The sequence below is a fragment of the Actinacidiphila glaucinigra genome (genome assembly GCF_035918135.1).
Lineage (GTDB): Bacteria > Actinomycetota > Actinomycetes > Streptomycetales > Streptomycetaceae > Actinacidiphila > Actinacidiphila glaucinigra.
Genome location: NZ_CP109144.1, coordinates 939,423 through 964,328 on the forward strand (window position 1 = coordinate 939,423; position 24,906 = coordinate 964,328).

Below are 24,906 nucleotides of genomic sequence, written 5' to 3' on the forward strand. Positions count from 1 at the left end.
CTTCGTTACCCGACACAGGTGCCCGTGCCTCCCCAGACGTGCGGATCCGACTCGGACGAGCCGCGACCGCTCGCCATATTAAGGTAAGCATTACCTAACTTGATAGCCCTGCCCGCTGGGCGTGACCGCACAGCTCACGGCGGTAGGGTTAAGGTGTGCCTAACCTAAGGATGGTGGCCGTGGAGCCAGGCCGGTGACCGCGCGCAGAAGCCTGCGCCCAGCCCTGCTCGTCGTGTTGCCCGCCACCGCCCTCATGGCGCTGTGCGTGCTCTCGATCGGGCTGGGCGCCGTCGACATCCCCCCGGACCAGGTCGTCCGGGCACTTTTCGGCCACCCCTCCAGCGAGCTCGTCGAGAACATCGTCTGGACCGTCCGCGTACCGCGCACCGTCCTCGGTCTCACCGCGGGCGCGGCCCTGGGGATGTCCGGCGCGCTCATGCAGGCCCTCACCCGGAACCCGCTCGCCGACCCCGGCATCCTCGGCGTCAGCGCGGGCGCGTCCTTCGGGATCGTCCTCGCCATCGCCCTGTTCGGGATCGGCTCGCTGTACGGCACGATCTGGTTCGCCTTCGCCGGCGCGCTCGGCACCAGCGTGCTGGTCTTCCTGCTCGGCCGGACGGGCCGCTCGGGCGCGACGCCGGTGAAGCTCGCGCTGGCCGGAATCGCCGTCACCTTCCTGCTGTTCTCGCTGACCAACGCGATCGTCCTCACCGATCCCGACGCCCTGGACCGCTACCGCTTCTGGTCCGCGGGCACCCTCGCCGACCAGGACGGCGCCGTGGTCCGGAGCATCCTGCCGTTCCTGGCGGTCGGCGCGGTGCTCGCGCTCGCCACCGCCCCCGCGCTCAACAGCCTGGCCCTGGGCGACGACGTGGCCGCCTCGCTCGGCCGCCGGCTCGGCCTCGTACGCCTGCAGGGGGTCGTGGCGGTGATGCTGCTGACCGGCGCGTCGGTCGCCGTGATCGGCCCGGTGGTCTTCCTCGGCCTGGTGGTGCCGCACGTCGCCCGGGTGCTCGCCCAGTACGCGGGCATCGGCCCCGACCACCGCTGGCTGCTGCCGCTGTCGGCGGTGCTCGCACCGTGCCTGCTGCTCACCGCCGACATCCTCGGCCGGGTCGTCGCCCGGCCCACCGAGGTGCAGGCCGGGGTGCTCGTCGCCTTCATCGGCGGCCCGTTCTTCATCGCCCTGGTCCGCAGGCGCAAACTCGCGGAGGTCTGACCGTGACCGCCCTCGCCCCGCTCCGCGGCCGCCGGCCCTTCCGGCTGGCGGCCCCGCCGGTCTCCGGAGTGCTCCGGCCGCGACTGGTCGCGCTGTGCGCCGCCCTGGTCGCCGCGGTGTTCCTGCTCTTCTGCTGGGGCGTGACCCTCGGGGACTACCCCATCGGGTTCACCGACGTGGTCAAGGCCCTGACCGGCGCCGGCGACCCCGGAACGGTGCTCGTCGTACGGGAGTTGCGCCTGCCGCGCGCACTCGTGGGACTGCTGGTCGGCATCGCCTTCGGCATCTCCGGCGCGCTCTACCAGACGATGACCCGCAACCCGCTGGCCAGCCCCGACATGATCGGGCTGACCGAGGGCGCGGGGACCGCCGTGGTCGCGGGCATCGTGCTCGGCTGGGACGGCGGCCTGGGCACCCAGGGCCTCGGCCTGCTCGGAGCGCTGGTCACGGCGCTGCTCGTCTACGCGCTGGCCTGGAAGGGCGGCCCCACCGGCTACCGCATCATCCTGGTCGGCATCGGCGTGTCCTGGATGTGCACCAGCGCCACGGACTACCTGGTCGCGCGCGGCGAGCGCTTCGAGGCGCAGGCCGCCCTGGGCTGGCTGGTGGGCAACCTCAACGGCCGCACCTGGGACCAGGTCACGCAGCTCGCGGTCGCCATGGCCGTGCTCGTGCCGCTCGCCCTCGGCATGGGCCGCCGGCTGCGGATCCTGCAGCTCGGCGACGACGTGGCGGCCGGCCTCGGCACCCCCGTGCAGCCGGTGCGGCTGGCCCTGCTGCTCCTCGGCGTCGGGCTGATCGCCTTCGGCACGGCCGCGGCGGGCCCGGTCGCCTTCGTGGCGCTGGCCGCCCCGCAGATCGCCCAGCGAATGGCCGGCACGGCGTGGCCGCCCCTGGCCGCCTCGGGACTGACCGGCGCGCTGGTCGTCCTGGGGTCCGACCTCATCGCACGTGAAGCGATCCCCGGCACGGAACTGCCCGTCGGGATCGTCACCGGCGTCATCGGCGCGCCGGTCCTGCTCTGGCTGCTCATCCGCGCCAACCGCGCGGGCTCAGGAGGCTGAACCCATGGCGACCACCGACCCCGCCCCCACCGCCGCGGCCCCCACCGCCACCGGCCCCGACCTGCGGGCGCGCGGACTGCACCTGGCATACGACAACCGGCTGGTCGTCGAGGACCTCGACCTCGTCATACCCTCCGGCCGCATCACCGCCATCGTCGGCGCCAACGCCTGCGGCAAGTCCACCCTCCTGCGCGCCCTGGCCCGGCTGCTCGCGCCCCGCCAGGGTGTCGTCGAGCTGGACGGCCGCGCCCTGCGGTCGGTGCCGACCCGGGAACTCGCCCAGCAGCTGGGCATCCTGCCGCAGACCCCGGTGGCCCCGGAGGGGCTGACGGTGATCGACCTGGTCAGCCGCGGCCGTTCGCCGCACCAGACGTGGTGGCGGCAGTGGTCCAAGGCCGACGAGCTGGCCGTCCACGAGGCACTGGCGGCGACCGGCATGGCCGACCTCGCGGACCGGCCCGTGGACGAACTGTCCGGCGGCCAGCGCCAGCGGGCGTGGATCGCCATGGCCGTCGCCCAGGGCACCCCCGTCCTCCTGCTGGACGAGCCGACCACCTACCTCGACCTGGCCCACCAGATCGACGTCCTCGACCTCGTCACCGACCTCAACCGCCGTGAGCGCCGCACGGTGGTGATGGTCCTGCACGACCTCAACCAGGCCTGCCGCTACGCCGACCACGTCATCGCGATGAAGGCGGGGCGGATCGCCGCCGAGGGCCCGCCGGACGAGGTGATCACCGCGGAGACCGTCGCGGACGTCTTCGACCTGCGCTGCCAGGTCACCACCGACCCGGTCAGCGGCACCCCGCTGGTGATCCCCATGGGCCGCCACCACGAGGCGGTACCCGTCGCGGCCGAGTGACCGGGCGGCACCATGGCGCCGCGCCTTCCCGCCCGCCGGTGCACGGGGTACGGGCTAGGCGCCACCGCGCGTGCCCGGCCCGTCGACCACGGGCGTCCCCTCACTGAGGCCGGCAAGGGCGCCGGACCGCAGTACGACGCCGGGGCCGAGTCCTCTACGCCTGCGCCTGTGAGCCCGCAGTGGCGCGGCCCCCGCCCGACGGGCCGTCATCGACCTGCGGCACCCGCGACGGCGACCTACGGTGTCGGTAGGGCGGCCTCCGCACGGGTGATCGGAGCGGTCCATGCCTGTCCACCATGTGGTCACCACGCAGAACACCGTCTCGGCGGAGCAGAAGGCCGAGTTGGCGGCGGAGTTCACGCGTCTCACGCGTCGATCACCGGGGCGCCCACCTCCTTCGTGCACGTGACGTTCGCCGAACTGCCCGAGGACAGCGTCTTCACGGATTCGGCCCCCTCACGTCCCCTTCTGATCGAGGCGACCACACGCGCGGGCCACGCGGACGCGGAGAAGACACAGCCGGCCATGGACATCTCGGCCGCCGGCAGCAGGGTGACCGGCGTACCGGAGTCGCGCATCCTCGTGATCATCAAGGACAGCCCCGCCCGGTTCGCCGCCGAGGGAGGCCGCATCCTGCCCGAGCCGGGGGACGAGGGCGACTGACCGGCAGGGGCCGGCTGACCCGTTCCGGGACATCCGCCGGGGCGGACGGGCACGGGCGACCGCGAGCCGGCCACCCCCGGCGAACAACCCCCGGCGAACAACCTCCGGCCGGGGGTGCCCCACTCAGCGGCACTCCCCGGCCGTCGGCCCGGGGAGTTGTCGACTCGACTCTCCGCCCTGCGACGCACCGCACCGCGCCTGGGGCTTTCCCCCAGCGCCGGCCGGGGGCTCACGTGACGACACGGCCTAGCCCGGCAGGACGGTCGTGCCGGCCCCGCCCGGCCCCGCGGTCAGCGCGCGCAGCAGCGCGTGCGGGGCGCGGCCGTCCAGCACGCGGGCCGTGCGGACTCCCGCCCGTACCGCCCGCAGGCAGCTCTCCATCTTCGGCACCATGCCGCCGCCGAGCACCGGGAGCATCGCCTCCAGTTCGGCGGCGGTGAGCCGGTCCAGGACACGCCCGCGGCGCGGCCAGTCGGCGTACAGCCCGGGCACGTCGGTGAGGACGACCAGCGCCTCGGCGTCGAGCGCGGCGGCCAGGGCCCCGGCCGCCGCGTCCGCGTTGACGTTGTAGATCTGGCCGTCCGTGCCCCGGCCGAGCGAGGAGACGACGGGGATGTGGCCGTGGTCCAGCAGCACGTCCACGGCGGCCGTGTTGACCTCCGTCACCTCGCCGACGAGGCCGATGTCGACGATCTCGCCGTCGACGTGGGCGTAGCGGCGCACCGCGGTCAGCGTGTGCGCGTCCTCGCCGGTGAGGCCCACGGCGTACGGGCCGTGCTCGTTGAGCAGCCCGACGAGGTCCCGCTGGACCTTGCCGGCCAGCACCATCCGCGCGACGTCCAGGACCTCGGGGGTGGTGACCCGCAACCCGCCGACGAAGCGGGCCTCGATGCCCACCAGGTCGAGCTGGGCGCTGATCTGCGGGCCGCCGCCGTGCACCACCACGACCCGCACCCCGGCCTCCCGGATGCGGACGACGTCCTGCGCGAAGGTGCGCAGCAGGGAGCCGTCGCCCATGGCGTTGCCGCCCACCTTCACGACGACGGTACGGCCCCCGAGCGCGCGCAGGGCGGGCAGCGGCCCGGGGCCGGCCAGTGCGGTCGTCACGGACGGGTCGTCAGGTAGCCGCCCATGGTGCGGAACCAGTCGCCGGCCGCGTACTCGGTGCCGTCGTCGGTGCGGACGGTGCGCACCAGCAGACCCTTGCGGTGGCCGCCGCGCGCGTCCGCGCCGGCGACGATGACGACGCCGTCGCCCTCGCGGATGAAGATGCGGCCGGGCGTGCCGCCGTAGCGGGCCTGCGAGACGGCGGCGGAGACGATCCTGATGCGCTCGCCGCGGTGGTAGGTGAAGGCGTTGGGGTAGGGGTCGGACTGCGCGCGTACCAGCCGTTCCAGGTCCTCGGCGGGCCAGTTCCAGTCGATGCGGCTGTCCTCGACGGAGCGCTTGTGGAAGAAGCTGGCGCGGGAGCGGTCCTGGGGCGTCCACTCGGCGCGGCCGGAGGCGATCAGGTCCAGCGACTCGCGTACGAGGGGTGCGATCAGGTCGCAGGTGCGGTGGAAGAGGTCGGTGGCGGTGTCGTCAGGGCCGACGGGCACCGAGCGCTGCAGCAGGATGTCGCCCGCGTCCAGTTCGCCGTCCATGCGGTGGGCGGTGACGCCGACCCGCTCCTCGCCGTTGACGAGCGCCCAGATGATCGGGGAGAAGCCCGCGTAGGCGGGGAGCAGGGAGTCGTGCACGTTGAGGGTGCCGTGCGGCGGGAGGTCGAAGATCTCCGGCGGCAGCCAGGTGCGCCAGTTGTTGGCGACGATGACGTCGGGTGCCGCGGCCTTGATCGTCTCCAGCAGTTCGGCGTCGTCCGGGCGGTTGCGCAGCAGCACGGGAACGCCGTGCTTCTCGGCGAGTTCCGCCACCGAGTCGTCCCAGATCTTCTCGTAGACGTGCTCGCTCCTGGGGTGGGTCACGACGAGGACGACCTCGTGATCCGACTCCAGCAGGGCCTGCAGCGTCCGGTGTCCCCAGGTCTGATAACCGAACATGACGACCCGCATGGGCTGCCTCTCCTTCAGTGATTATTGCAAGGTTAGGCTTACCTTATCTAGTATGTGGCGCGCATAGGGAGGCGATGCAACGGTGACAGCACCGCTCAATGAGCCGGACACCATCCACGACATCCTGGGAATCGGTTTCGGGCCGTCAAATCTCGCTCTGGCGATAGCCATCGAGGAGCACAACGCACAAGTCCCGGACTCCCGGCGGATCAACGCCCGCTTCCTGGAACGGCAACCCCGTTTCGGATGGCACCGCGGCATGCTCATCGACGACGCGACGATGCAGGTGTCGTTCCTGAAGGACCTGGTCACCATGCGCAATCCGACCAGCGACTTCAGCTTCCTGTGCTACCTGCGCGAGCAGGGCCGGCTGGTCGACTTCCTGAACCAGAAGACGCTCTTCCCGCTCCGCGTCGAGTTCCACGACTACTTCGAGTGGGCCGCCGCCCGCGTCGCCCCCGTCGTCGACTACTCCTCGGAAGTGTTGTCGGTCACACCGGTCCGCGGAGCCGACGGAGAGGTCGACCACCTCGACGTGATGTGCCGGGACCCCGAGGACCCCACGCGCACGGTCACCCACCGGGCCCGCAACATCAGCGTGGCCGTCGGGCTCGAGCCGCACCTGCCGCCGGGCACCGAACTGTCGGACCGCGTGTGGCACAACAGCCAGCTGCTGCCCAGGGTCGCCGAGCTCACCGCGACGGGCACCCCGGTGCGCCGGGCCGTCGTCCTCGGCGCCGGGCAGAGCGCGGCCGAGGCGGTCGACTTCCTGCACCGCACCTTCCCCGACGCGGAGATCTGCGCGGTGTTCGCCAAGTACGGCTACACGCCCGCCGACGACAGCCCCTTCGCCAACCGGATCTTCGACCCCGAGGCGGTGGACCTCTACTTCGGCTCTCCGTCCGAGGTGAAGCAGTCCCTCTTCGACTACCACCGCAGCACCAACTACTCGGTGGTCGACATGGACCTCATCGAGGCCCTGTACGCCACCTCCTACCGCGAGAAGGTGCAGGGCCGGGAACGGCTGCGCTTCCTCAACGTCTCCCGCATCCGGGACGTGAGCGCCGCGGACGACGGCCTCGACGTGACGGTGGAGTTCCTGCCGACCGGTGAGCGGCACGTCCTGGAGACGGACGTCCTCGTGCACGCGACCGGTTACCGCTCCCAGGACGTCGGCACCCTCCTCGGGGAGTCCGCCAAGATCTGCCTGCGCGACGACGGCGACGCCCTCCGCGTCGGCCGCGACCACCGCGTCGAGGTCGCACCCGAGGTGCGGGCGGGGATCTACGTGCAGGGCGGCACCGAGCACACGCACGGGCTGACCTCCACGCTGCTGTCCACCACCGCCGTCCGGGCCGGCGAGATCGTCGCCTCGCTCGCCGCCCGTCAGGACGAGCCGGTCGCGACGGCCGCGGCCCGCCCCTGAACCGCGCCTGAGGGCCGCCGGACGACCGGCGGCCCTCAGAGGCGTCCGCCGAAGTCGCGGGCCCAGGTTCTGTCCCCCGGGATCCCAGGCCAGGAGCAGCTCACCCGCCGTGCCCCGCAGGGAGGCGTCTGCCGCGTCCGGGCCCTCCCCGGGGTCTTCTCCACTCCGGGTGTCCATCACCGTGCTCGGGCGACCGGACAGCGATTTTCCGCGCCCGGCGCGGAAATCGAGCGGCCCGCGGCCGGCCGCGGTGCCGGTGCCGGGAAGGTTCACCGGGTCGCGGCACCGGTCACTGCTGCCCGGGCCCGTAGCCTGGCCGGATGCCCGATGACATCCTCGCCCTGTGGCCCCTCGCGCCCACCTCCGAGACCGACTGGCTCGCCGGGCTCACCTCGGACGACGGCCTCACCGGTTACGAGGCACCCGGCCGGCCGGACGCCGCCTGGGTGCTCGGCGGCATGTACGAACGCGGGGGCACCGCGGGGGATTCGGTCAACCACGCCCAGAGCCGGGACGAGCACCCGGGCCCGGGTTGGGAGCGGCTGCGCTGGGCGGAACTGGCCGCCCGCCTCGGCGATCCGGTCGTGCCACACGGCCTGTACCCCTGTCTCCGTTGCTTCCCCTCCACGGAAAGGACGCCCATCCGGCCCGGTTCCATCGAATGGCCCGCGGAGGGCAGTCTCGACAGGCCGACATGGGACCAGCTGATCCGGTTCCTCACCGCGCACAGCCCCCAGGGAGCGGAGACCCCCTGCCTGGCGTACTACAACCCGATCATCGCGCGGGACTTCGACAAGGGGCAGGTCCGCTCCGGCCGCCTGGGGGACGCCCGGTCCCTCTTCGACCACCCGGACATCCTGTACACCCCGTCCAACCTGTGGGCCGCGGATCGCTCCTGGGTCGTCTGCACCGACTACGACCTGTGGGGCACCAAGGTCTGCGGCCCGCGCCCACTGGTGGAGGCACTGCTCGCGGACCCCGGGATCGAAGCCATCCGCCTGCCCTGGACCAGCTGATGGCGTGCCAGGCGCCGCGACCCGGCGAACCCCTCCGGTCACGGCATCAGCGGCGGGTGCGCAGCAGCAGGTGCAGGAAGTACGGCGTGCCGATGACGGCGGTCATCAGGCCCGCGCCGATCTGGGCCGGGGCGATGACGGTACGTCCGAGGAGGTCCGCCGCGCAGACCAGCGCGGCGCCCAGGAGCACGGCGACCGGTACGACGCGGACGTGCCGGCGGCCCACCAGGGCCCGGGCGGCGTGCGGGGCGACCAGCCCGACGAAGCCGATGGTGCCGGCCGCGGCCACGGCCGTCCCGGTGAGCAGCACGCTCGTCACGAGGAAGCCGAGCCGGGCCGGGCCGCGGCGCAGTCCGAGCAGGGCCGGGGTGTCGTCGTCGACCGACAGCAGGTCGAGTTCGGTGCGCCGCGCGACCGCGACGGCGAGACCCAGTACGAGGGCGGCCGCCACAGGCAGCGTGTCGGGCACGGTCCGTCCGTAGGTGGAGCCGGACAGCCAGGTGAGCGCCTTGGTCGCGTTGAACGGGTCGGTGAGCACGATGAGCAGGCTGATCAGGGCCGTCGCGGCCGCGGACACGCCGACACCGACGAGGACCAGCCGGGTCTGCTGGAAGCCGCCCCGCGCCGCGAGCCCGAAGACGAGCACCGCGGTCACCGCGGCGCCCGCGAAAGCGGCCGCCGCCACGCCCCACGCCCCGGCGACCGGGACCGTCGTGACGAGCAGCACCGCGCCGAGCGCGGCGCCGCCGGAGACGCCGAGGATGCCGGGCTCCGCGAGCGGATTGCGGGTGACGGCCTGCACCAGCGTGCCGGACAGGGCGAGCGCCGCCCCCGCCAGGAGTGCCGCGAGCACCCGCGGCACGCGGGTGTCGAGGACGAAGGAGACGGCCTGACCGGCCCTGCCCTGCGTCCAGTTGGCGACGTCGCCCAGGAGCAGCTTGGTGTCGCCCAGCAGGACTCCGGCGACGGTCAGCCCGACCAGTACGGCGACGAGGAGGGCCACGGTCACCAGGAACGCCGCGCGGCCGGGGATGCGCATCCGGTCCGGCGCTCCCACCCCAGCGGAGTCCTGGGCCCGCAGCGCCATCACGACCAGGAACACCGCGCCGACCAGGCTCGTGACGACCCCGGTGGGGACCGCGACGGCGGTCTGCGCCGGTACCACGGCGCGCAGCAGGACGTCCGCGCCGAGCACCAGGCCCGCGCCGGTCAGGCCCATGACGGGCAGTCCGGAGCGGGTGCGCACCAACGGCCGGAAGCGCCGGGCCAGGGGCCGTACGAGGGCGGGCGCGCACAGGCCGACGAAGCCGATGGGCCCGGCGAGGGTCACCGCCGCGGCGGACAGCAGCGAAGCGAACACGACGACGGTGATCCGGGTGCCGCGGACGGGGACGCCGAGGCCGCGGGCGGCGTCGTCGCCGAGTGCGAGGGCGTCGACGCGGCGGGCCACCAGCAGCAGTCCGGCGACACCGGCCACGGCGACGGGGGCCATCTGCGCCACGCCGTCGAAGCCGTTCTGGCTGATGCTGCCCTGGCTCCACTGGTAGAGGCCGTTGGTCTGCTGCGGGAAGAGCAGGATCAGCCCCTCGGTGACGGAGGTCAGTCCGAGGGTGAGCGCGCTGCCGGCCAGGACCAGGCGCACGGTCCCGGCGCCCAGCCCCGACAGCGACAGGACGACGGCGGCTGCGGCGAGTGCGCCGGCGAAGGCCACGCCGGAGGAGGCGAGCAGCGGCAGGGACGTCCCGGTGACCATGAGGACGCCCAGGGCCAGGTACGAACCGGCGTTGACGGCGAGCGTGTCGGGCGCGGCGAGCACGTTGCGGCTCACGGCCTGCAGCGCCGCCCCGGCGATGCCGAGTGCTGCGCCGACCAGCAGACCGGCCGTCATGCGGGGCAGGCGGGAGGCGACCACGACGGACGCGTCGCCGGAGACGGCCCGGCCGGTGAGGGCCTTCCAGACCTCGGCGGGGCCGACGGCGGCGGTGCCCTGGGTGATGTCGACGACCGCGAGGGCGGCGACCAGGAGCACGAGCGCGGCCGTCACCGCGGCCGCTCCCGTCCGGGAGCCGGCCGCGTGCGGACGGGTGGCGGGGGTCGTTGCGGTGACGGCCACGAGCGCTACTTCGTCAGGGCGCCGACGAGGGCGTCGACGTACGCCTCCATCGACTGCGGGCCGCCGAACATCCAGATGCCGTCGGGCAGCCGGTGCACCTTGTCCTTCTTGACGAAGGGCAGGGACGTCCAGACGGAGTTCTTGGCGAGGTCGTCGGCGAAGACGTCGCCCTCGCTGTCGCTGCCGATGTAGGCGAACTGCACGTCGCCGAGGCCGGTGAGGCCCTCGACGTCGGTGGCGGCCAGGCCGTAGTCCTTGTCGCCCTCGATCTTCCAGGCGTTCTCCAGGCCGAGCGCCGTGTTGACGCCGCCGATCAGGGAGCCGGCGGTGTAGGGGCGGACGGAGACCTGGTTGGAGGCGACGTAGCCGTCGGCGAACGCGATCCTCGTGCCGGCCAGGCCGGCGTCGGCGAGGGCCTTCCTCCCCTCGGCGACCTTGGTGTCGTAGGCCTTCTTCGCCTCGTCGGCCTCGGCGGTGGTGCCGGTGGCCTCGGCGATGAGGTCGAGGTTCTCCTTCATCCGCCCGACCGGGTCGGCGGCGTCGGCGGAGCGGACCTCGAGGACCGGGGCGATCTTCTGCAGCTGCTTGACGGCGGCGTCCGGCAGGTCGGTGGTGGCGACGATCAGGTCCGGGGAGAGCGAGGCGATGGTGTCCATGCTGGGCTCGCCGCGGGTGCCGATGTCCTTGGGCCGGTTCTTCAGCGGGACGGCCGTGTCCCAGGTGCTGTAGCCCTTGACGTCGGCGACACCGACCGGGTCCACCCCGAGCGTCACGAGGGACTCGACGACGTTCCACTCCGTGCCGACGACCTTCTTCGCCGGCCCGTCGAGGGTGACCTTCGCACCGCTCGCGTCGGTGAGTGTGATGCCCTTGGTGTCCTTGGCGGCGCCGTCCGCGGCCGGCTCGGTCGTGCCGCAGCCGGCGAGGGCGAGTGCGGCGGCAGCGGCGGTGATGACGATGGAGCGTCTCATGGGGTGGTGACGGGCCTTTCGTTGCGTGCGTGGTGGCGGCCGACGGCGCGGGTGCGCAGCAGGCCGGTCAGAGGGTCGGTGTCGACGTCGACCCGTATCCCGTAGGCGTCGGTGAGGCGTTGCGGGGTGAGCACGTCCTCGGGGCGGCCGTCGGCGACGATCCGGCCCGCCCGCAGCAGGGCGATCCGGTCGGCCACGGCGGCCGCCTGGTCCAGGTCGTGCAGGACGACGCCGACGGCGATGCCGTGGTCGTCGGCCAGGTCCCGGATCAGGTCCAGCAGTTCGACCTGGTAGCGCAGGTCCAGGTAGGTCGTGGGCTCGTCGAGGAGGAGCACCCCGGTCTCCTGGGCGAGGCAGCTCGCGAGCCAGACGCGCTGGAGCTGGCCGCCGGAGAGGTGCTCGGCGCCGCGGGCGGCGAGGTCGGCGACACCGGTCATCGCCAGCGCGCGGTCCACCGCGGCCGGCCCGTGCGGGTCGGGGCGGCCCCAGCGGCCCCGGTGGGGGTAGCGGCCGAACTCCACGACGTCGCGTACCGTCAGCCCGCTCGGCGTGGGGCGGCCCTGCGTCAGCAGGGCCACCCGGCGGGAGAAATCACGCGCCGTCAGGGCGAGCCCGTCGGCGGTGGTCCCGTCGTGCGCGTCGATCGTCAGCGTGGCACGGCGGGCACGCTGCAGGCGTGCCACCGTGCGCAGGAGCGTCGACTTGCCGCTGCCGTTGGGGCCCACGAGGGCGGTCACCTCACCGGGTCGGAGGGTGATCGCCGCGTCGTGGACGACGTCGACCCCGTCGTACGACACGGTCACGTCGTACGCCGCCAGCCGGTGACCGCGCACGCCGGAGGCCGTGACAGTCTCTTCCGTAGAACTCACGAACGAAGGTTAGCCTAACCTAATTCTTGCCCGAACCACCCCCCTTCCGCCTCGGTAAACTTAGGCTAACCTTCCTTCATGGCGAAGACCCCGCGGCTCATGCCGCAGAACCCCAGGATGTTCCGCGCCGAGGTCGTCAGGACCGAGCGGGTCACCCCCTCCCTGCACCGTGTGACCGTGACGGGCGCCGACCTCGCCGACTTCCCGTGGATGGGCTACGACCACTGGTTCCGCCTCTTCATGCAACTCCCCCACCAGGACGCCCTGCGGCTGCCCGAGTTCTCCGGCGCCCGGTGGTGGCAGCCCTACCTCGCCATCCCCACGGCCGAGCGTCCGCACTACTCGAACTACACCGTCGCCGCGTTCCGCCCCGAAACGGCCGAAATGGACATCGAGTTCGTCGTGCACCGCACGCCGGACGGTGAACTCGAGGGCCGTGCCGCGATATGGGCCTGCGGCGCACGGGCCGGCGACGCGCTGGCGCTCCTCGACCAGGGCGTCATGTTCGACTGCCCGGAGGACGCCTCCGAGATCCTCGTCGTGGCCGACGAGAGCGGGATGCCCGCCGCCACGGGCATCCTGCGGTCCCTCCCCCGCGACACCGTGGGCCGGCTGATCCAGGAGGTCCCCACCTCCGACGACCGGCGCGACCTCGACGCCCCCGACGGGATCGCCGTCACCTGGGTCGTGCGCGACGACCCGCACGCCGTCCCCGGCTCCGTCGCACTCGCCGAACTGCGGGGGCACACCCCGGCGGACGCCACCGGGTACGCCTTCGTCGTCGGCGAGCAGAGCCTCGCCACCAAGGGCCGCCGGCACCTGCACCGCGCCGGCCTCCCCAAGGACCGCATCACCTTCTCCGGCTTCTGGCGGCACGAGGCGCGCCACGAGAACGCCTGACCGCCGCCGCGGTGGGGCCCGGGTCGCCCCGGACCCGCGCGCGGGAGGCACGTCGCGCACGGAGGGCGCACAAGGCGAACAGTTGAGCCCTGTACGCGCTCCCGCGTGGACGGGGAGAATGCCCAGCACAAGCGATCATGCGACCGGCACACTCGCCGTCCGGTCACCGACTCCCGGAAGGCGGGTCGACTGCCGTGCTGCTGCATCTGCCCACGTCCGTGCCCGAAGCACAGGAGTTCATGGCCCAGGGGGCGGTGCCCGTCGGCGGGGCGACGCTCGTCTGGGCCACCTGGCAGCGCGACGGGTTCCCCGAGCGGGCCATGTCACTGCGCAACCTGCCGGAGGCCAACGCGATCGAACGCGAGGCGCTGGGCGCGGCGGTGGTGCTGAACCGGATCGACGACCGGGTTCCCGAGGTGCTGCGGCGGGCGGCCGCAGGTGTGGGCACCGGCGCCGTGCGGCGGACGGCCACCGTCGGCGGCAACCTCGTCGGCAGCACCCTGCGCTGCCTCCTGCCCGCCGCCCTCGTCCTCGGCTCCCGCGCGATCATCCTGGAGCCTGAGCGGACCCACGAGACCGATCTGGCCGAGGCCGTGGCCAAGCAGCACCTCCTGCTCGGCATCCGCTGGCGGGAGCCGCTGGTCAGCACCTACGACAAACTGCCCGGTGAGGCGGGCGGCCCCCCGCCCCTGGTCGTCGCCGCCGCCGTGCACGCCGCGGACGAAGGACGCCTCCTGCGTGTCGCGGTCCGTGACGGCCACGAAGTGCTCGGCGCGAGCGCGCCGTTCGGCGGCGACACCGGGGCGGCCCTGCACGCGCTGCAGGAGACGGACCTCGCGGCGCTCCACCCCGAGGCGTGGGAAGTGGTGCGCCGGCAGGTCACCGGACTCGCCGGGCGGCTCCCCGGCGCCTGAGCCCACGCGGCCGCCCTCGCGGTTCGCGGTCCCGGCGCAGTCCCCGCCCCGAATCCGCGGGGACTCCGCGAGGAATCCACGAGATCTCTTCCGTCACATCGGGTATGCCCGGGCCTTCCCGGTTGTTGATGTGTGCGAGGGTCCGCGCCGCACACCGGCGCGGGGCCCCGGCCGTCCCCCACCGGATCGGAAGAGACGAGAGAAGAGATGGATGACACGCCGGAAGACCCGCGGCGCGGCGCCGCGTTCGGCATGGTCCGGAGCGGGGCGGACCCGGCGCGGATGTGCCTCATCACACCCGACGGCGTCACCACGGTCGAGTTCGTCGTGGAGCCGTCGGTCGGTCTCCGGTGCGCCCGCGCGGAAGGCGCCGCGGCGCTGGCGCTGAACCGCTGGCTCCACGACGCGGACCCCTCCCGGTACTTCGAGCTGCAGGTGGCGTTCCTGCAGTTCGAGTACAACCCCGGTCACGAGTCCTTCGCCGCCGAGGAGGTCCGGGCGCTGCGCGCCCTCCTCGCGGAACAGCGGGGGACCGCGCGGTGGAGCGGCGCCCTGGCGAGCCTGCTCGCCAGGCTGGAGGCCTGCGAGGCGGAGCTCTGACCACCGGCGGGTGAGGCCGGCGGGCGGGGTCAGCCGGCGGCCGGCGGCAGAAGGCGCTCGGTCATCGCGCCCACGGCCGCCACGACCGCCTCGCGGTGCCGGACGCGCCGGGCCGCTTCCTCGCCGTCCCCCGGATTGCGGATGCTCGCGGGCGTGGTGACCCACGCCTGCGCGGCGGACAGCGCGACCATCAGCGCGTCCATGCCCGCCTCGAGTCCCACACCGTGGGCGTCCGCGACCGCCCGCGCCTTGGCGAGGTGGTTGTCCCGTTCCATGACCGACGCCTCGGGACGCTCCAGGGCCTTCCACCGGGTCAGCTTGATGAGGTCGGGGTCGTCGGTGAAGGCGTCGAACAGCGCGCCCGCGTACCCGGCCAGATCGTCGGGGGTGAACGGCACGACGTCCGCCAGCACGCGGAGCCGGGCCTCGAGCACCGCGTCGAAGAGCTCGTCCTTGGACCCGAAGTAGGCGTAGATGGCCTGCTTGTTGGCCGGCGCGGCCTTGGCGATCCGGTCGACACGGGCACCGGCGAGCCCGTGCGCGACGAATTCGCCGTATGCGGCCTCGATGAGGCGCGCCCGCGTGGCGGCGGAGTCATAAGCCATGGTGACAGCCTAGGAGATCCAGGTCGGGCGGGGCGCCGCGGTGGGCGGCACCGCCCGCGGCCGCCCGGAGGCTCCCGCCCCACACAGGCAACCAACCGGATGGTTGCATTCCCGCACTCCTCGGCCTACATTGCAACCAACCGGTTGGTTGCCCAGCCGACACCCTCACCAGGCGTGGCCCGCACGCGCATGCCGGAAGTCCGAAAGCAGGAGCAACTCATGTCCCTCGTCACCGACATCCCCTTCGGCGCGCGTTCCACGGCGGCGGACGTCGTACGCGACGTCGACCTCTACGGCAAGCGGGCCGTCATCACGGGCGGCGCCTCGGGGATCGGCCTGGAGACGGCCCTCGCCCTGGCCGGGGCGGGTGCGGAGGTGACCCTCGCCGTGCGCGACCCGCGTGCGGCCGGGACCGCCGTCGAGCGCATCCGCCGGGAGACCGGCCGGGACGACGTCGGCGTCGCCCGTGTCGACCTGGCCGACCTGGCCGACCTCGACAGCGTCCGTGCCTTCACGGAGGGCTGGAGCGGGCCGCTGCACATCCTGGTCAACAACGCGGGCGTCATGGCGGTACCGGAACTCACCCTCACCCCGCAGGGGCGGGAGATCCAGTACGCCGTGAACCTCACCGGTCACGCGGCGCTGACCCTCGGCCTGCACGGGGCGCTGCGCGCGGCCGGCGGCGCCCGGGTCGTCACGGTCGGTTCCTCGGCCCATCTGATGGCCCCGGTCGACTTCGACGACATCCACTTCGCCCACCGCCCCTACGAGGCCTGGACGGCGTACGGCCAGTCGAAGTCGGCCGCGATCCTCTTCACCGTCGCGCTGGCCGGGCACTGGGCGGCCGACGGCATCACCGCCAACGCGCTGCACCCCGGCGGCATCATGACCAATCTGCAGCGGCACCTCAGCGACGAGCAGTTGCGGTTCGTGGGCGCCACGAACGACGCGGGCGAGAAGCTGGACGTCCCGCCGGGCTGGAAGACCCCGCAGCAGGGCGCGGCCACCCAGGTGCTCCTCGCCGCCTCCCCGCTGGTCGAGGGCGTGACCGGCCGCTACTTCGAGGACTGCCGCCCGGCGGCGCTCCAGCCCGAACCCACCGCGGGCGGGACCGGTGTCGCGGCCTGGGCGATCGACGCGGCCTCGGCCGAACGGCTCTGGGACGGCACGCGGAAGGAACTCGGGTACTGACGCGGCCTCCCGGCCGCCGGCCACGGCCCCGGGCGGATGCGGGGTGCTGACCCGGTCGTGCACCCGGGTCCCGCACCCCGCCTTCCGGCGAGCGGGGTCAGGGCAAGGCCGGGATCGGGCGGGGATTCGAAGGCGTTTCCTCGCCTGCGGCGAGGGGCGGATGGACAGATCGGTCACGCGAGGTCCTTCGGGGTGGTGACGCGCTCCCGTTGTGATCCTCGGCGCCCTCGGAACGTGGTGGGAGCACATGAGAGTCGGCCGGCTCACGGTTCCCACCTCCTTTGCGATCGAGGGCGCGACGGCAGCGCGACAGCGCGATCGAATCGCCCGCACCGGTCCCCGACGGCCCGCCGCCGACCGGCGGTTCAGCCGATGGCCCGGCGCACTCGCCCGAGGCGCAGGCGGTTCGCCTCCAGCCGGTCCTCGGCGACGTCGACCGGTACCCGCACCGCGACCTGGGTGGACGGCGCATCGTGGACCGCCACTTCCACCGGGTCGTCCGGAACGATGTCCAGCCACGCGGTACGTTCGTCGGGCGGCCACTCGGCACCCTCGCCGGAAGCGAGTGCGTCGAGGCAGCGCCCCCACTCGTCGAGGCCTTCGAGCGAGAGGGCCGGCTCACCCGCCCGCCGACGAAGCCGCTCTCCACCACGACACAGCCGTCGGCACCGCGGTTCGTGGTTCGGAGAGGAAAAGGCGGCCGTCCGGGATCGGACGGCCGCCCTTCAGAGCGCGCTCATCGGGTGGACGAGGGCTCCAGCCTGTCGTCGTGGCAGTTGCGCGGTGCGGTCACCGGGTTGCAGCGAACCGGCTCGTTGCCGGGCAGCTCTGCGACGAAGTCGCTGTTGTAGCGGGCGGCCATGCCGACGCTCGGGAAGTCCGTCGTGACCATCTGCGCGCCGCTGGCCAGAGCGGTCTGGACGCGGCTGAACTCGTTGTTGACGACCGTCTTCAGCGGCTCGTCCGAGCGGGTGCGGACGATGTAGCCCCGCTTGACCAGGTCGCGAATGGTCGCCTCGTTGGCGCCGCGCGGGTCGTTCACCATCGTGATCGCCGCATCCGCGTCGCCAGGGTTGCCGCGGGTGAAGACGGCCCGGCCCTGCAGGCTGGGGTGCCCGTCGAGATACATGTCGCGGATGGCGCCGGGGCCGCCGTTGTCGAAGAAGAACATCACCTTGCCGCGCGCCCGGTCCAGGGTCGGCCAGCCGTTGTTCAGGATCGACTGCTCCAGCGTCAGGCCGGGACGGCGCAGGTCGTCAGCGGTGATCAGCTGCGACTCGGAGAAGACCGAACGGATCTCCTTGTCGAGGTCGTCGAGCAGCTTGCCGCTCCACGCCGGGCTGACCGCGCCGCCGAGCTGCTCCCAACGGTCGTCGGTCTGCTTGAGCTCCAGCTGCAGGATGATCGGCACGTGCTGCGGGTTGGCCTTCGACCAGGTCTTCACCTGCTGCATGCAGGCCACGAGGGTGCGGCAGGTCGAGTTGTAGTCCTGGTCGGCGACATGGATGACCTTCATGCCGGGTGCGGCCATGGCCGGGTCGTCGATCGGGCCGAGACCGGCCCGCTTGCGGGCCAGCGGGTGCTGGTACAGGCCCCCGTCGGGGTCGGGCAGCAGGTCGAACTCGAGCGCGCGCACGTTCTGCCGGCCCAGCAGGTCGGAGACGGACGCGTGCGAGTAGAAACCCCACGACGGGTAACCAGGGTCGATCTTGATCGACTCGGCCAGCTCGACGCCCTGCATCTCCCGGTGGAAGGCGTTGTGGGCGCCCATGAACTGGATCTCGTTCATCCGGACCTTGCCGGAGTGCGCGGTGGCGCTCGCAGCGGCCGGGTCCGGCTGCTGCGCCGAGACGGCACTCGGCACGACGGCGCTCGTGAAGACCGTCGTCAACGCGGCGGCAAGTATGACGCCCAGGCGGGCACGGGTGATCATCTGTCCTCCATAAGTGACAACCCGCGTAACCTAGAGGGCAGTTGTGTCCCGACGGTGCCTTCCACTCTCCGGAAGATCACCGGCAGAATGAATCCTGCCTGAACTGGCCACGCGTCTCCGCCCCGCTCGAGAACCGCCGCCGGCATGGTGATCGGCGACCCTCGTCGGTCGGGCTGAGAACGTCATGAACGGCTGACCCCGTGGCAGCCGACACCGAACCGTTGCGCAGGTGGCGAACAAAGTCCTCTTCGTGCGGACGACCCTTGCTGCGCGCGCAGGCGTGCAAGGAAGGCCCGTCCGGGACGACCGTGCTGCGACTCCCGAGACTCGCCCAGGAGGCGATCGCTTACATGTGTTCGCCACTCACCGGGGAAGAGCGCCCGTTCATGCCGCTCGGCCAGGCGAAAGGGACAACCAGGATGCGCGAGCAGAAGACAGGTCGGCGTCGTCCGGAAAGGTACCGGTCGTCGCCCATGCCCGACGGCGGACCGCCTTCCATCCGGACGCTGACGCGCTGCACTTCGTCGTCGAAACGGAAGAGCTCGAGCGGCCGCGCGTGGTCGGTCATGAGTGCCTCGTGGCTGCGTCGCGCCGGTGGAGGGCGAGGGTCCAGGTGTGCACGGTGTACGGGGTGGGCCGCCCCGGGCCGGGTTCGGCGATGACCGCGGTGAGACGGTCGCCGTCGAGGCGGAGCGAGCTGATGCGGTGAGACGTGTTGCCGGCGGCCACCGGCAGCAGTTCGGCGAGGACGGTACCGGCCAGGCCGCGGTCGACGGCGCGGAGCACCCCGGCGTCGAGCACCAGGATCGTGCCGTCCTCCAGCACCACCGGCCGCGGTGCCACCGGGTCGGTGAGGCGTGGGCCCCGCTCGATCACGCCCCCGGGCAGCAGGCGCACCACGCGGCTTTCGGTGGGGTGCCTCCGGTCGGCCTCGACGACACGGACGCCGGTGCCGACGACGTAGTGGCCGTAACTGCGCCATGAGTCGACGGTGGCGCCGTCGCGGTCGTGCTGCCAGGTGTCGAAGAAGTCGTAGCCCTCCAGGCCGAGCAGGAAGCGTCCGCCGCGCAGCGCGGCGCCGCGCTCCCCGCGCAGTTCGGCGATCAGGGTGCCGTCCGCAAGGTCGAGCAGGAGGGCCGGACCGAGGAATCCCCACGGCGTGTACTCGAGGGAGTCCGTGGTGACCAGCACCCTGCCCCCGGAGATGTGGGCGGCGTTGGGGCGTCCGTCGAAGGCATGGGTCCAGCGCGTCCGTCCCGAGACGTCGACGCAGCCCACCTCACCGGTCGCCCCCTGCATGCGCAGGTCGTCCCGCCGCGCCAGCGGCCGTCCGTCGGGCCGCGACGGGTACGGCGGCCGCCCCACCTCACTGTGACGGTCCACCACGGCGACGCGCCACCGACCGGGCTCCGCCCCCTCGGCGCGACCGCTCCCCTCGGGTATCGGCATGCGCGCGATGGTAGCCGCTGCGCGGCACCCGCCGGGATCCCCCCGCGTCCTGCGGGGGCCGCGCGCGTCTCACGACGTCCGTGCGGGCGTGTGGCGCCGCACCCGGTCCTCCCGGGCGCGGCGCCACACGCCGCCTGCGGCGTCCGCCTACTCGTCGATCGCCGCGCCGAACTGCGCGTCGGCCGTCGGCGCGCCGAGGTTCGCGCCGTTGTACGTCCACGTCCCCTTGGCGACCAGGCCGGAGGACGACGCGGGGACGACCCAGACGAAGCCGTCGTTCGTGTTCTCGCCCGGGGCCGCCGCGAGGAGGCCGAAGCGGCCGTCCTTGTCGGCGTCGATCAGCCGGATCTGGCCGCCCCAGCGGTCGGAGGCCTCCGCGGCGCCCGGGATGCCGGCGGTGTTCTGGTCGAAGCTGCGCGCTCCCGTCGCGGTGAGGCCGCCCCGTGCGCCGCGAAGCGTCCAGACCGCGCCGGCGTCGGCGACGGAGCCGATGTCCTCTCCGGGGGCGCCGATGGCGAGGTCCGGGTGGCCGTCACCGTTGGTGTCACCGGAGGACAACTCGGCGCCCCAGCGGTCGCCGGCCTCGGCGACACCGGGGACGCCCGCCGAGTCCTGGGTCCACATCTGTGCCGGGGTCGGGTCGAGGCCCGAGAGGTCGCCCCTGCCCAGGTAGACGGAGACGGATCCGCCGAGCGCGGAGCCCGTGCCCGTGTCGCCTATGGCCAGGTCGTCCTGGCCGTCCTGGTTGAAGTCGCTGGAGACGACCGCGGGCCCGCCTTCGAAGGTGCCGCCGTCCGAGAGGTCCTCGACGCCGGGTGCGCCGTGCAGCACCTGGGTGACGCCGATCCCGGGCCGGTCGCCAGTGGTCACCCCGGAGATCGCCAGGTCGGCCCAGGGGTCCTCGTTGTAGTTGCCGTGGCTGAGGCTCCGCAGGGCGAGGCCGGTGTCCTGCGCCGCGCGCTCGAGGGCGCGGACTCCCCGGTCCGCCTGCCGCAGTCGCGGTGCGGCGGCCGCCCCCGGCTCCGCGGTGAAGAACAGCAGGGAGTCGTTCTCCAGGACGGCGATGCTGTCGCGCAGGTTGGCGTCGGGGTCCGAGGGATCCGGGGCGAAGTACCGGGCGGCTTCGACGGCCCGCCCGAAGTTCGCGCCGACCCGCGGCTGGTCGGGGTCCTCCAGCCAGAAGCTGTCGCCGCCGTGCAGTCCGGTCGGGGAGCCCCAGAAGACGACCGCGCCGCCGGCGTCGGAGAGCGTGCCGAGGTCCTCGCCGGGGATGCCGACGACCGCGTCGTCGTAGCCGTCGTTGTCCAGGTCGCCGGTGGCGACGGCCCGTCCGAAGCCGTCGCCGGCCTCGGCGGCGCCGGCGACGCCCGAGGTGCTCTGGCTGAGGACGGACCGCTTGGTGGTGCTGAGGCCGCGCGGCCCGCTGTACTGCACGGTGACGTACCCGGCGCCCTTGGCCCCGGACACGGTGGCGCCGGGGGCGCCGATCAGCACGTCGTCGTGGCCGTTGCCGTCGAAGTCGCAGTTGCGCTGCTGCCACCCGATCGACGGGAAGGGCACATCCGCCTGCGCGGCGGGTGCCGTGAGCAGGGCGCCGCCGCCCAGGGTGAGGAGTGCCGCGGCCATGAGGGCCGCGCTCTTGATGTGACGCACAGAAGAACCTCCTTGGTCTCCTGGGTTGCCCTCGCCGTCCTCCGCCGCCGCGTCGTCAACCCGCGGCCGGGTACCTTCCGGCGGCAACGCCCGGTGTTCCGTCACCCACAAGACACCTGGTGTTCGCGGAGGGTTGTAGCAGCCGTACGGATCGCCTTCCGGGCCCGGGCCGTCGGCCTGTGGCGCGCGGGACCGCCGGGCGGGCGCCGCCTGCGTCTTTGACCGCGATTTGCCTCCGGGGCCACTGGTGCGGGGCCGCCCTCGGGATTCAGGATGATCCTCATGCCCGAATCCACTGCGTTCCACGACCTGGCGGCGTTCCTCGCGCTGCCCCGCGTCTCCTCGCTCGCGCTGTCACCGGACGGAACTCGTCTGGTGACGGCGGTTCAGGAGCTCTCCGCCGACCGCACCCGGTTCATCGGCGCCCTGTGGGAGGTGGACCCGGCCGGGGAGCGCCCGGCCCGGCGGCTCACCCGCTCCGGGCGCGGCGAGTCCGCACCCCGGTTCCTGCCCGACGGCACCCTGCTGTTCCTGTCCTCACGTCCGGCCGCCGACCCCGGCGAGGGCGAGGAGGACCGGCAGGAGGCGGCGCTGTGGAGCCTGCCGGCGGGTGGCGGCGAGGCGGCACAACTGCTGGCCAGGGCCGGCGGGATCGACGAGTACGCGACGGCCACCGGCTCCTCCCGGATCGCCCTCGGGGCCTCCCTGCTGCCGGGCGCGGCGGACGCCGAGCAGGACCAGCGGCTGCGCGAGGCCCGCCGGAAGGCCAAGGTCTCGGCGATCCTGCACGAGTCGGTGCCGGTGCGGCACTGGGACCACGACCTGGGCCCCGGCGTCCCGCACGTGTTCACCGTCGCGGACGCCACCGCGCAGGAGCCCGCCGCCACGGACTGCGGCGCGCGCCGCACCGCCTTCGCCGAGGGCGTCGCGCTCTCCCCCGACGGCTCGCTGGTCGCGTACGCGACGGCGGTGGGCACCCTCCCCGACGAACTCCGCTCCGTGGTCGTCGTCGCGGACGCCGAGACGGGCAAGCCGCTGCGGATACTGGAGTCCCCCGACGCGGAGTTCGGCGCCCCGGCGTTCACCCCGGACGGCCGGGACCTGGTGTGCGCCCGCCGGCAGCGGGTCACCTGGGACGCCCCCGGTGACGTCACGCTGTGGCTGGCGAGCGCCACGGACGACCGGGACGCCGGGCGCGACCTGCTGCCCGGTTTCGGCCAGTGGCCGGGCGCGCCGGTCGTCTCCCCGGTTCCCGGTCGGGACGGCGCCCCGGTGGTGTACTTCACCGCCGACGAGGGCGGCCACGGCCCGGTCTTCCGGCTCTCGACCGGCAGCGGTGAACTGCTGGCGCTCACCGCCTCCGGTACGTACTCGGACGTGGTGGTCGGCCCGGACGGCGGCACCGTGTACGCGCTGCGCTCCGCGGTCGACAGCCCCCCGCTCCCCGTGCGCCTGGACGCCGCGACGGCCGGACAGCAGCCCGTTCCGCTGCCCTGCCCCGGGCAGGACACGGCCCTGCCGGGCCGCCTCACCGAGGTGCACACCACCGCCGAGGACGGGACGGCGCTGCGGGCCTGGCTGGTGCTGCCGGACGGCGCGGGCGCCGACACCCCGGCGCCGCTGCTGCTGTGGGTGCACGGCGGCCCGCAGACCAGCTGGAACGCCTGGCACTGGCGCTGGAACCCGTGGGTGGCGGCGGCCGCGGGCTACGCGGTGCTGCTGCCGGACCCGGCACTGTCCACCGGATACGGCCAGCACATGCACGAGCGCGGCTGGGCGCACTGGGGCGGCGCGCCGTACGACGACGTGATGGCGCTCACCGACGCGGCGCTGCTGCGGGACGACCTGGACGGCGGGCGCACCGCGATGATGGGCGGCTCGTACGGCGGTTACATGGCCAACTGGATCGCCACCCGCACCGACCGCTTCAAGGCGATCGTCACCCACGCGAGCCTGTGGAACATGTACAGCTTCGCCCAGGTCACCGACTTCCCGGCCTACTGGATGCGGCGGCAGGGCGACCCGCTGGTCAGCACCGAGCGGTACGAGCGCGAGTCGCCCCACCTGCGGGCCGCGCAGATCACCACGCCGATGCTGGTGATCCACGGCGACAAGGACTACCGGGTGCCGATCGGCGAGGGCCTGGCGCTCTGGAACGACCTGGCGCGGTTCGGGGTCCCGGCGAAGTTCCTGTACTTCCCGGACGAGGGCCACTGGATCGTCAAGCCCAACAACGTCCGCCTGTGGTACGCCACGGTGCTGGGCTTCCTGGCGCACCACGTCCTGGGCGAGGAGTGGCAGCGCCCCGACCTGGTCTGACGCCGCCCGGTCCCACCCGCGCCGCCGGGGCCCGGTCCGGTCCGGGCCCCGGCGGTCGCGTGCCGCGCGTCCACGGTCATTCGGCGTGCCGGGCGCCGGTCTGGAAAGCCTCGAGGCGGTACAGGGCGTCGGGACGTGCGTCGGCGACACGGTCACGCACATCGGTGAGCACCCACTCCACCAGCTCCGCGGTGGCGTGGTATTCGTCGTAGAAACCCATGCTCAGGTCGGTGAACTCGGACTCGAACAGCACATCGTCGACGAGGCCCGCCAGTCGGGCGTCGGCTGCCGTGGTGCGGATGCCGGTCCATGTGTCCAGCCAGGAGGACAGGCCGCCGGTTGCGACGGTGACGACGGCGAGGGCCGTCCGGATGGGCACGGGTCCGGGGTGGGTGCGCAAGGTGGTCTGCCACCAGGCGTCCCAGACGTCGCGGAGGGCTTCGGTCAGGGGCGCGTCCCAGGTGGTCCAGCCCGCCTGGACCAGGCGGGAGGCGACGAGTTCCTCATCGATGCCGAACAGGCCGGTGACGACCGGGCGGATGATGCGCGGGACGAGTCGACGGTAAAGGCGCGGGAAGTCGCCCCAGTGGCCGGGCGTCTCCGCGGCGACCGAGGACACCAGGTCGTCGGATATGTGGCGTAGCGGCCCGGAGAGTTGGGCGAGGCCCTGCTCTCCTTAGCAGTACAGGCACCCCGTGACGGGGAAGGGCTCTTCGGAGGCGAAGGCGCGATCCAGGGCGTCGAGGGCGGTCGGGAGAGACGGGGGACGGGGCATCGGGACCTGCCGGGGACTCCGTCCGGGTGACCGGCGAAGATCGCAGGCTATCAGGCGGTGCCAGTCGCGGGTGCGGAAACCGGGTGCCAGGGGGATGTGGTGACGCATCGTCCCTCCCGGCCCCGGTCGGCTTCACCGGCAGCACTCCCACCGGTTGCCGGCTTCGCGATCCCCGTGCATGCCCTCGGAGCGCCGGATCGGACGGCGCCCCGTCGGGACGCCGGCTCCCGTCCCGGACGGCGTCCCGTCCGGGCCGCACATAGGCCCATCGCCGGCCGAGGGGCAGGGACATGACCGGACAACCGAACCCAGC

Annotated in this window: 23 protein-coding genes; 11 read left to right on the forward strand and 12 right to left on the reverse strand. The window is 73.2% G+C overall.

Annotation, left to right across the window (positions count from 1 at the left end):
* Window positions 1–253 precede the first annotated feature (253 nt).
* The 4 genes from OIE69_RS04015 (at window position 254) to OIE69_RS04030 (ending at window position 3,808) form a co-directional block, all read left to right on the forward strand.
* The gene (locus OIE69_RS04015; protein WP_326580965.1) at window positions 254–1,219 is read left to right on the forward strand and encodes a FecCD family ABC transporter permease; all 966 of its coding nucleotides are present in this window, start codon (window positions 254–256) and stop codon (window positions 1,217–1,219) included.
* Window positions 1,220–1,221: 2 nt separating this feature from the next.
* Window positions 1,222–2,283, forward strand: a complete 1,062-nt coding sequence (locus OIE69_RS04020; protein WP_326570531.1) for a FecCD family ABC transporter permease — start codon at window positions 1,222–1,224, stop codon at window positions 2,281–2,283.
* A gap of 4 nt (window positions 2,284–2,287) precedes the next feature.
* Window positions 2,288–3,145, forward strand: a complete 858-nt coding sequence (locus OIE69_RS04025; RefSeq protein ID WP_326570532.1) for an ABC transporter ATP-binding protein — start codon at window positions 2,288–2,290, stop codon at window positions 3,143–3,145.
* A 405-nt stretch (window positions 3,146–3,550) separates the two neighbouring features.
* The gene (locus OIE69_RS04030) at window positions 3,551–3,808 is read left to right on the forward strand and encodes a hypothetical protein (RefSeq protein ID WP_326570533.1); all 258 of its coding nucleotides are present in this window, start codon (window positions 3,551–3,553) and stop codon (window positions 3,806–3,808) included.
* Window positions 3,809–4,054: 246 nt separating this feature from the next.
* Here OIE69_RS04030 and argB read toward each other — a convergent pair whose 3' ends face one another.
* Complete coding sequence (argB, locus tag OIE69_RS04035; protein ID WP_326570534.1) at window positions 4,055–4,915, reverse strand: acetylglutamate kinase; 861 nt, start codon at window positions 4,913–4,915, stop codon at window positions 4,055–4,057.
* Window positions 4,912–5,859, reverse strand: a complete 948-nt coding sequence (locus tag OIE69_RS04040; protein ID WP_326570535.1) for a methionyl-tRNA formyltransferase — start codon at window positions 5,857–5,859, stop codon at window positions 4,912–4,914. The genes argB and OIE69_RS04040 overlap by 4 nt, the downstream gene beginning before the upstream one ends.
* Window positions 5,860–5,941: 82 nt before the next feature.
* Here OIE69_RS04040 and OIE69_RS04045 point away from each other — a divergent pair, with 82 nt between their 5' ends.
* Window positions 5,942–7,285: a lysine N(6)-hydroxylase/L-ornithine N(5)-oxygenase family protein gene (locus OIE69_RS04045; protein ID WP_326570536.1), complete on the forward strand. Its 1,344-nt coding sequence runs from the start codon at window positions 5,942–5,944 to the stop codon at window positions 7,283–7,285.
* Between the two features lie 320 nt (window positions 7,286–7,605).
* Window positions 7,606–8,301 carry a hypothetical protein gene (locus OIE69_RS04050; RefSeq protein ID WP_326570537.1) on the forward strand — a complete coding sequence of 232 codons (696 nt, stop codon included), beginning with the start codon at window positions 7,606–7,608 and terminating at the stop codon, window positions 8,299–8,301.
* Between the two features lie 46 nt (window positions 8,302–8,347).
* Here OIE69_RS04050 and OIE69_RS04055 read toward each other — a convergent pair whose 3' ends face one another.
* From OIE69_RS04055 to OIE69_RS04065, 3 genes are read right to left on the reverse strand one after another with little or no spacing between them, the layout of a single operon-like run.
* Window positions 8,348–10,414, reverse strand: a complete 2,067-nt coding sequence (locus OIE69_RS04055) for an iron ABC transporter permease (RefSeq protein WP_326570538.1) — start codon at window positions 10,412–10,414, stop codon at window positions 8,348–8,350.
* Between the two features lie 5 nt (window positions 10,415–10,419).
* Window positions 10,420–11,385 carry an iron-siderophore ABC transporter substrate-binding protein gene (locus tag OIE69_RS04060; RefSeq protein WP_326570539.1) on the reverse strand — a complete coding sequence of 322 codons (966 nt, stop codon included), beginning with the start codon at window positions 11,383–11,385 and terminating at the stop codon, window positions 10,420–10,422.
* Window positions 11,382–12,254 (reverse strand): ABC transporter ATP-binding protein, encoded by an 873-nt coding sequence (locus tag OIE69_RS04065; RefSeq protein ID WP_326570540.1) that lies wholly within the window; start codon window positions 12,252–12,254, stop codon window positions 11,382–11,384. The genes OIE69_RS04060 and OIE69_RS04065 overlap by 4 nt, the downstream gene beginning before the upstream one ends.
* 78 nt (window positions 12,255–12,332) lie before the next feature.
* Between OIE69_RS04065 and OIE69_RS04070 the strand changes: the two genes are divergently transcribed.
* The 3 genes from OIE69_RS04070 to OIE69_RS04080 all read left to right on the forward strand — a co-directional run bounded on the left by OIE69_RS04070 (window position 12,333) and on the right by OIE69_RS04080 (window position 14,668).
* A complete protein-coding gene (locus tag OIE69_RS04070; RefSeq protein ID WP_326570541.1) occupies window positions 12,333–13,154 on the forward strand; it encodes a siderophore-interacting protein in 822 nt (273 codons plus the stop codon).
* A 194-nt stretch (window positions 13,155–13,348) separates the two neighbouring features.
* Window positions 13,349–14,068 carry an FAD binding domain-containing protein gene (locus OIE69_RS04075; RefSeq protein ID WP_326570542.1) on the forward strand — a complete coding sequence of 240 codons (720 nt, stop codon included), beginning with the start codon at window positions 13,349–13,351 and terminating at the stop codon, window positions 14,066–14,068.
* Window positions 14,069–14,275: 207 nt separating this feature from the next.
* On the forward strand, window positions 14,276–14,668 hold the full coding sequence (locus tag OIE69_RS04080; RefSeq protein WP_326570543.1) for a hypothetical protein: 393 nt from the start codon (window positions 14,276–14,278) through the stop codon (window positions 14,666–14,668).
* Window positions 14,669–14,697: 29 nt separating this feature from the next.
* Here the strand turns inward: OIE69_RS04080 and OIE69_RS04085 are convergent, their stop codons facing one another.
* Complete coding sequence (locus OIE69_RS04085) at window positions 14,698–15,273, reverse strand: TetR/AcrR family transcriptional regulator (protein ID WP_326570544.1); 576 nt, start codon at window positions 15,271–15,273, stop codon at window positions 14,698–14,700.
* A 219-nt stretch (window positions 15,274–15,492) separates the two neighbouring features.
* Between OIE69_RS04085 and OIE69_RS04090 the strand changes: the two genes are divergently transcribed.
* On the forward strand, window positions 15,493–16,464 hold the full coding sequence (locus OIE69_RS04090; protein ID WP_326570545.1) for an SDR family NAD(P)-dependent oxidoreductase: 972 nt from the start codon (window positions 15,493–15,495) through the stop codon (window positions 16,462–16,464).
* 365 nt (window positions 16,465–16,829) lie between these two features.
* Here OIE69_RS04090 and OIE69_RS04095 read toward each other — a convergent pair whose 3' ends face one another.
* The 5 genes from OIE69_RS04095 to OIE69_RS04115 form a co-directional block, all read right to left on the reverse strand.
* Entirely contained in the window at window positions 16,830–17,123 is a 294-nt protein-coding gene (locus OIE69_RS04095) for a DUF5959 family protein (RefSeq protein WP_326580967.1), read from the reverse strand.
* 77 nt (window positions 17,124–17,200) lie between these two features.
* Entirely contained in the window at window positions 17,201–18,397 is a 1,197-nt protein-coding gene (locus OIE69_RS04100; RefSeq protein WP_326570546.1) for a phosphatidylinositol-specific phospholipase C1-like protein, read from the reverse strand.
* Window positions 18,398–18,743: 346 nt separating this feature from the next.
* A complete protein-coding gene (locus tag OIE69_RS04105; protein ID WP_326570547.1) occupies window positions 18,744–18,965 on the reverse strand; it encodes a hypothetical protein in 222 nt (73 codons plus the stop codon).
* A complete protein-coding gene (locus tag OIE69_RS04110) occupies window positions 18,962–19,846 on the reverse strand; it encodes a hypothetical protein (RefSeq protein ID WP_326570548.1) in 885 nt (294 codons plus the stop codon). Before OIE69_RS04110 ends, OIE69_RS04105 begins: the two co-directional genes overlap by 4 nt.
* A 147-nt stretch (window positions 19,847–19,993) precedes the next feature.
* Window positions 19,994–21,499: an FG-GAP repeat protein gene (locus OIE69_RS04115; protein ID WP_326570549.1), complete on the reverse strand. Its 1,506-nt coding sequence runs from the start codon at window positions 21,497–21,499 to the stop codon at window positions 19,994–19,996.
* A 282-nt stretch (window positions 21,500–21,781) separates the two neighbouring features.
* Here OIE69_RS04115 and OIE69_RS04120 point away from each other — a divergent pair, with 282 nt between their 5' ends.
* The gene (locus OIE69_RS04120) at window positions 21,782–23,818 is read left to right on the forward strand and encodes a S9 family peptidase (RefSeq protein ID WP_326570550.1); all 2,037 of its coding nucleotides are present in this window, start codon (window positions 21,782–21,784) and stop codon (window positions 23,816–23,818) included.
* A gap of 76 nt (window positions 23,819–23,894) precedes the next feature.
* On the opposite strand, the gene OIE69_RS04125 is transcribed toward OIE69_RS04120, so the two are convergent.
* Complete coding sequence (locus OIE69_RS04125) at window positions 23,895–24,437, reverse strand: hypothetical protein (protein ID WP_326570551.1); 543 nt, start codon at window positions 24,435–24,437, stop codon at window positions 23,895–23,897.
* Window positions 24,438–24,906: the final 469 nt, after the last annotated feature.

Excerpts from the sequence above, each read along its gene's own strand:
- OIE69_RS04015 (WP_326580965.1), top strand. The coding sequence starts at position 254 with ATGGCGCTGTGCGTGCTCTCGATCGGGCTGGGCGCCGTCGACATCCCC.
- OIE69_RS04025 (WP_326570532.1), top strand. The coding sequence starts at position 2,288 with ATGGCGACCACCGACCCCGCCCCCACCGCCGCGGCCCCCACCGCCACC.
- OIE69_RS04040 (WP_326570535.1), bottom strand. The coding sequence starts at position 5,859 with ATGCGGGTCGTCATGTTCGGTTATCAGACCTGGGGACACCGGACGCTG.
- OIE69_RS04050 (WP_326570537.1), top strand. The coding sequence starts at position 7,606 with ATGCCCGATGACATCCTCGCCCTGTGGCCCCTCGCGCCCACCTCCGAG.
- OIE69_RS04060 (WP_326570539.1), bottom strand. The coding sequence starts at position 11,385 with ATGAGACGCTCCATCGTCATCACCGCCGCTGCCGCCGCACTCGCCCTC.
- OIE69_RS04070 (WP_326570541.1), top strand. The coding sequence starts at position 12,333 with ATGGCGAAGACCCCGCGGCTCATGCCGCAGAACCCCAGGATGTTCCGC.
- OIE69_RS04080 (WP_326570543.1), top strand. The coding sequence starts at position 14,276 with ATGGATGACACGCCGGAAGACCCGCGGCGCGGCGCCGCGTTCGGCATG.
- OIE69_RS04085 (WP_326570544.1), bottom strand. The coding sequence starts at position 15,273 with ATGGCTTATGACTCCGCCGCCACGCGGGCGCGCCTCATCGAGGCCGCA.
- OIE69_RS04090 (WP_326570545.1), top strand. The coding sequence starts at position 15,493 with ATGTCCCTCGTCACCGACATCCCCTTCGGCGCGCGTTCCACGGCGGCG.
- OIE69_RS04100 (WP_326570546.1), bottom strand. The coding sequence starts at position 18,397 with ATGATCACCCGTGCCCGCCTGGGCGTCATACTTGCCGCCGCGTTGACG.
- OIE69_RS04105 (WP_326570547.1), bottom strand. The coding sequence starts at position 18,965 with ATGACCGACCACGCGCGGCCGCTCGAGCTCTTCCGTTTCGACGACGAA.
- OIE69_RS04110 (WP_326570548.1), bottom strand. The coding sequence starts at position 19,846 with ATGCCGATACCCGAGGGGAGCGGTCGCGCCGAGGGGGCGGAGCCCGGT.
- OIE69_RS04120 (WP_326570550.1), top strand. The coding sequence starts at position 21,782 with ATGCCCGAATCCACTGCGTTCCACGACCTGGCGGCGTTCCTCGCGCTG.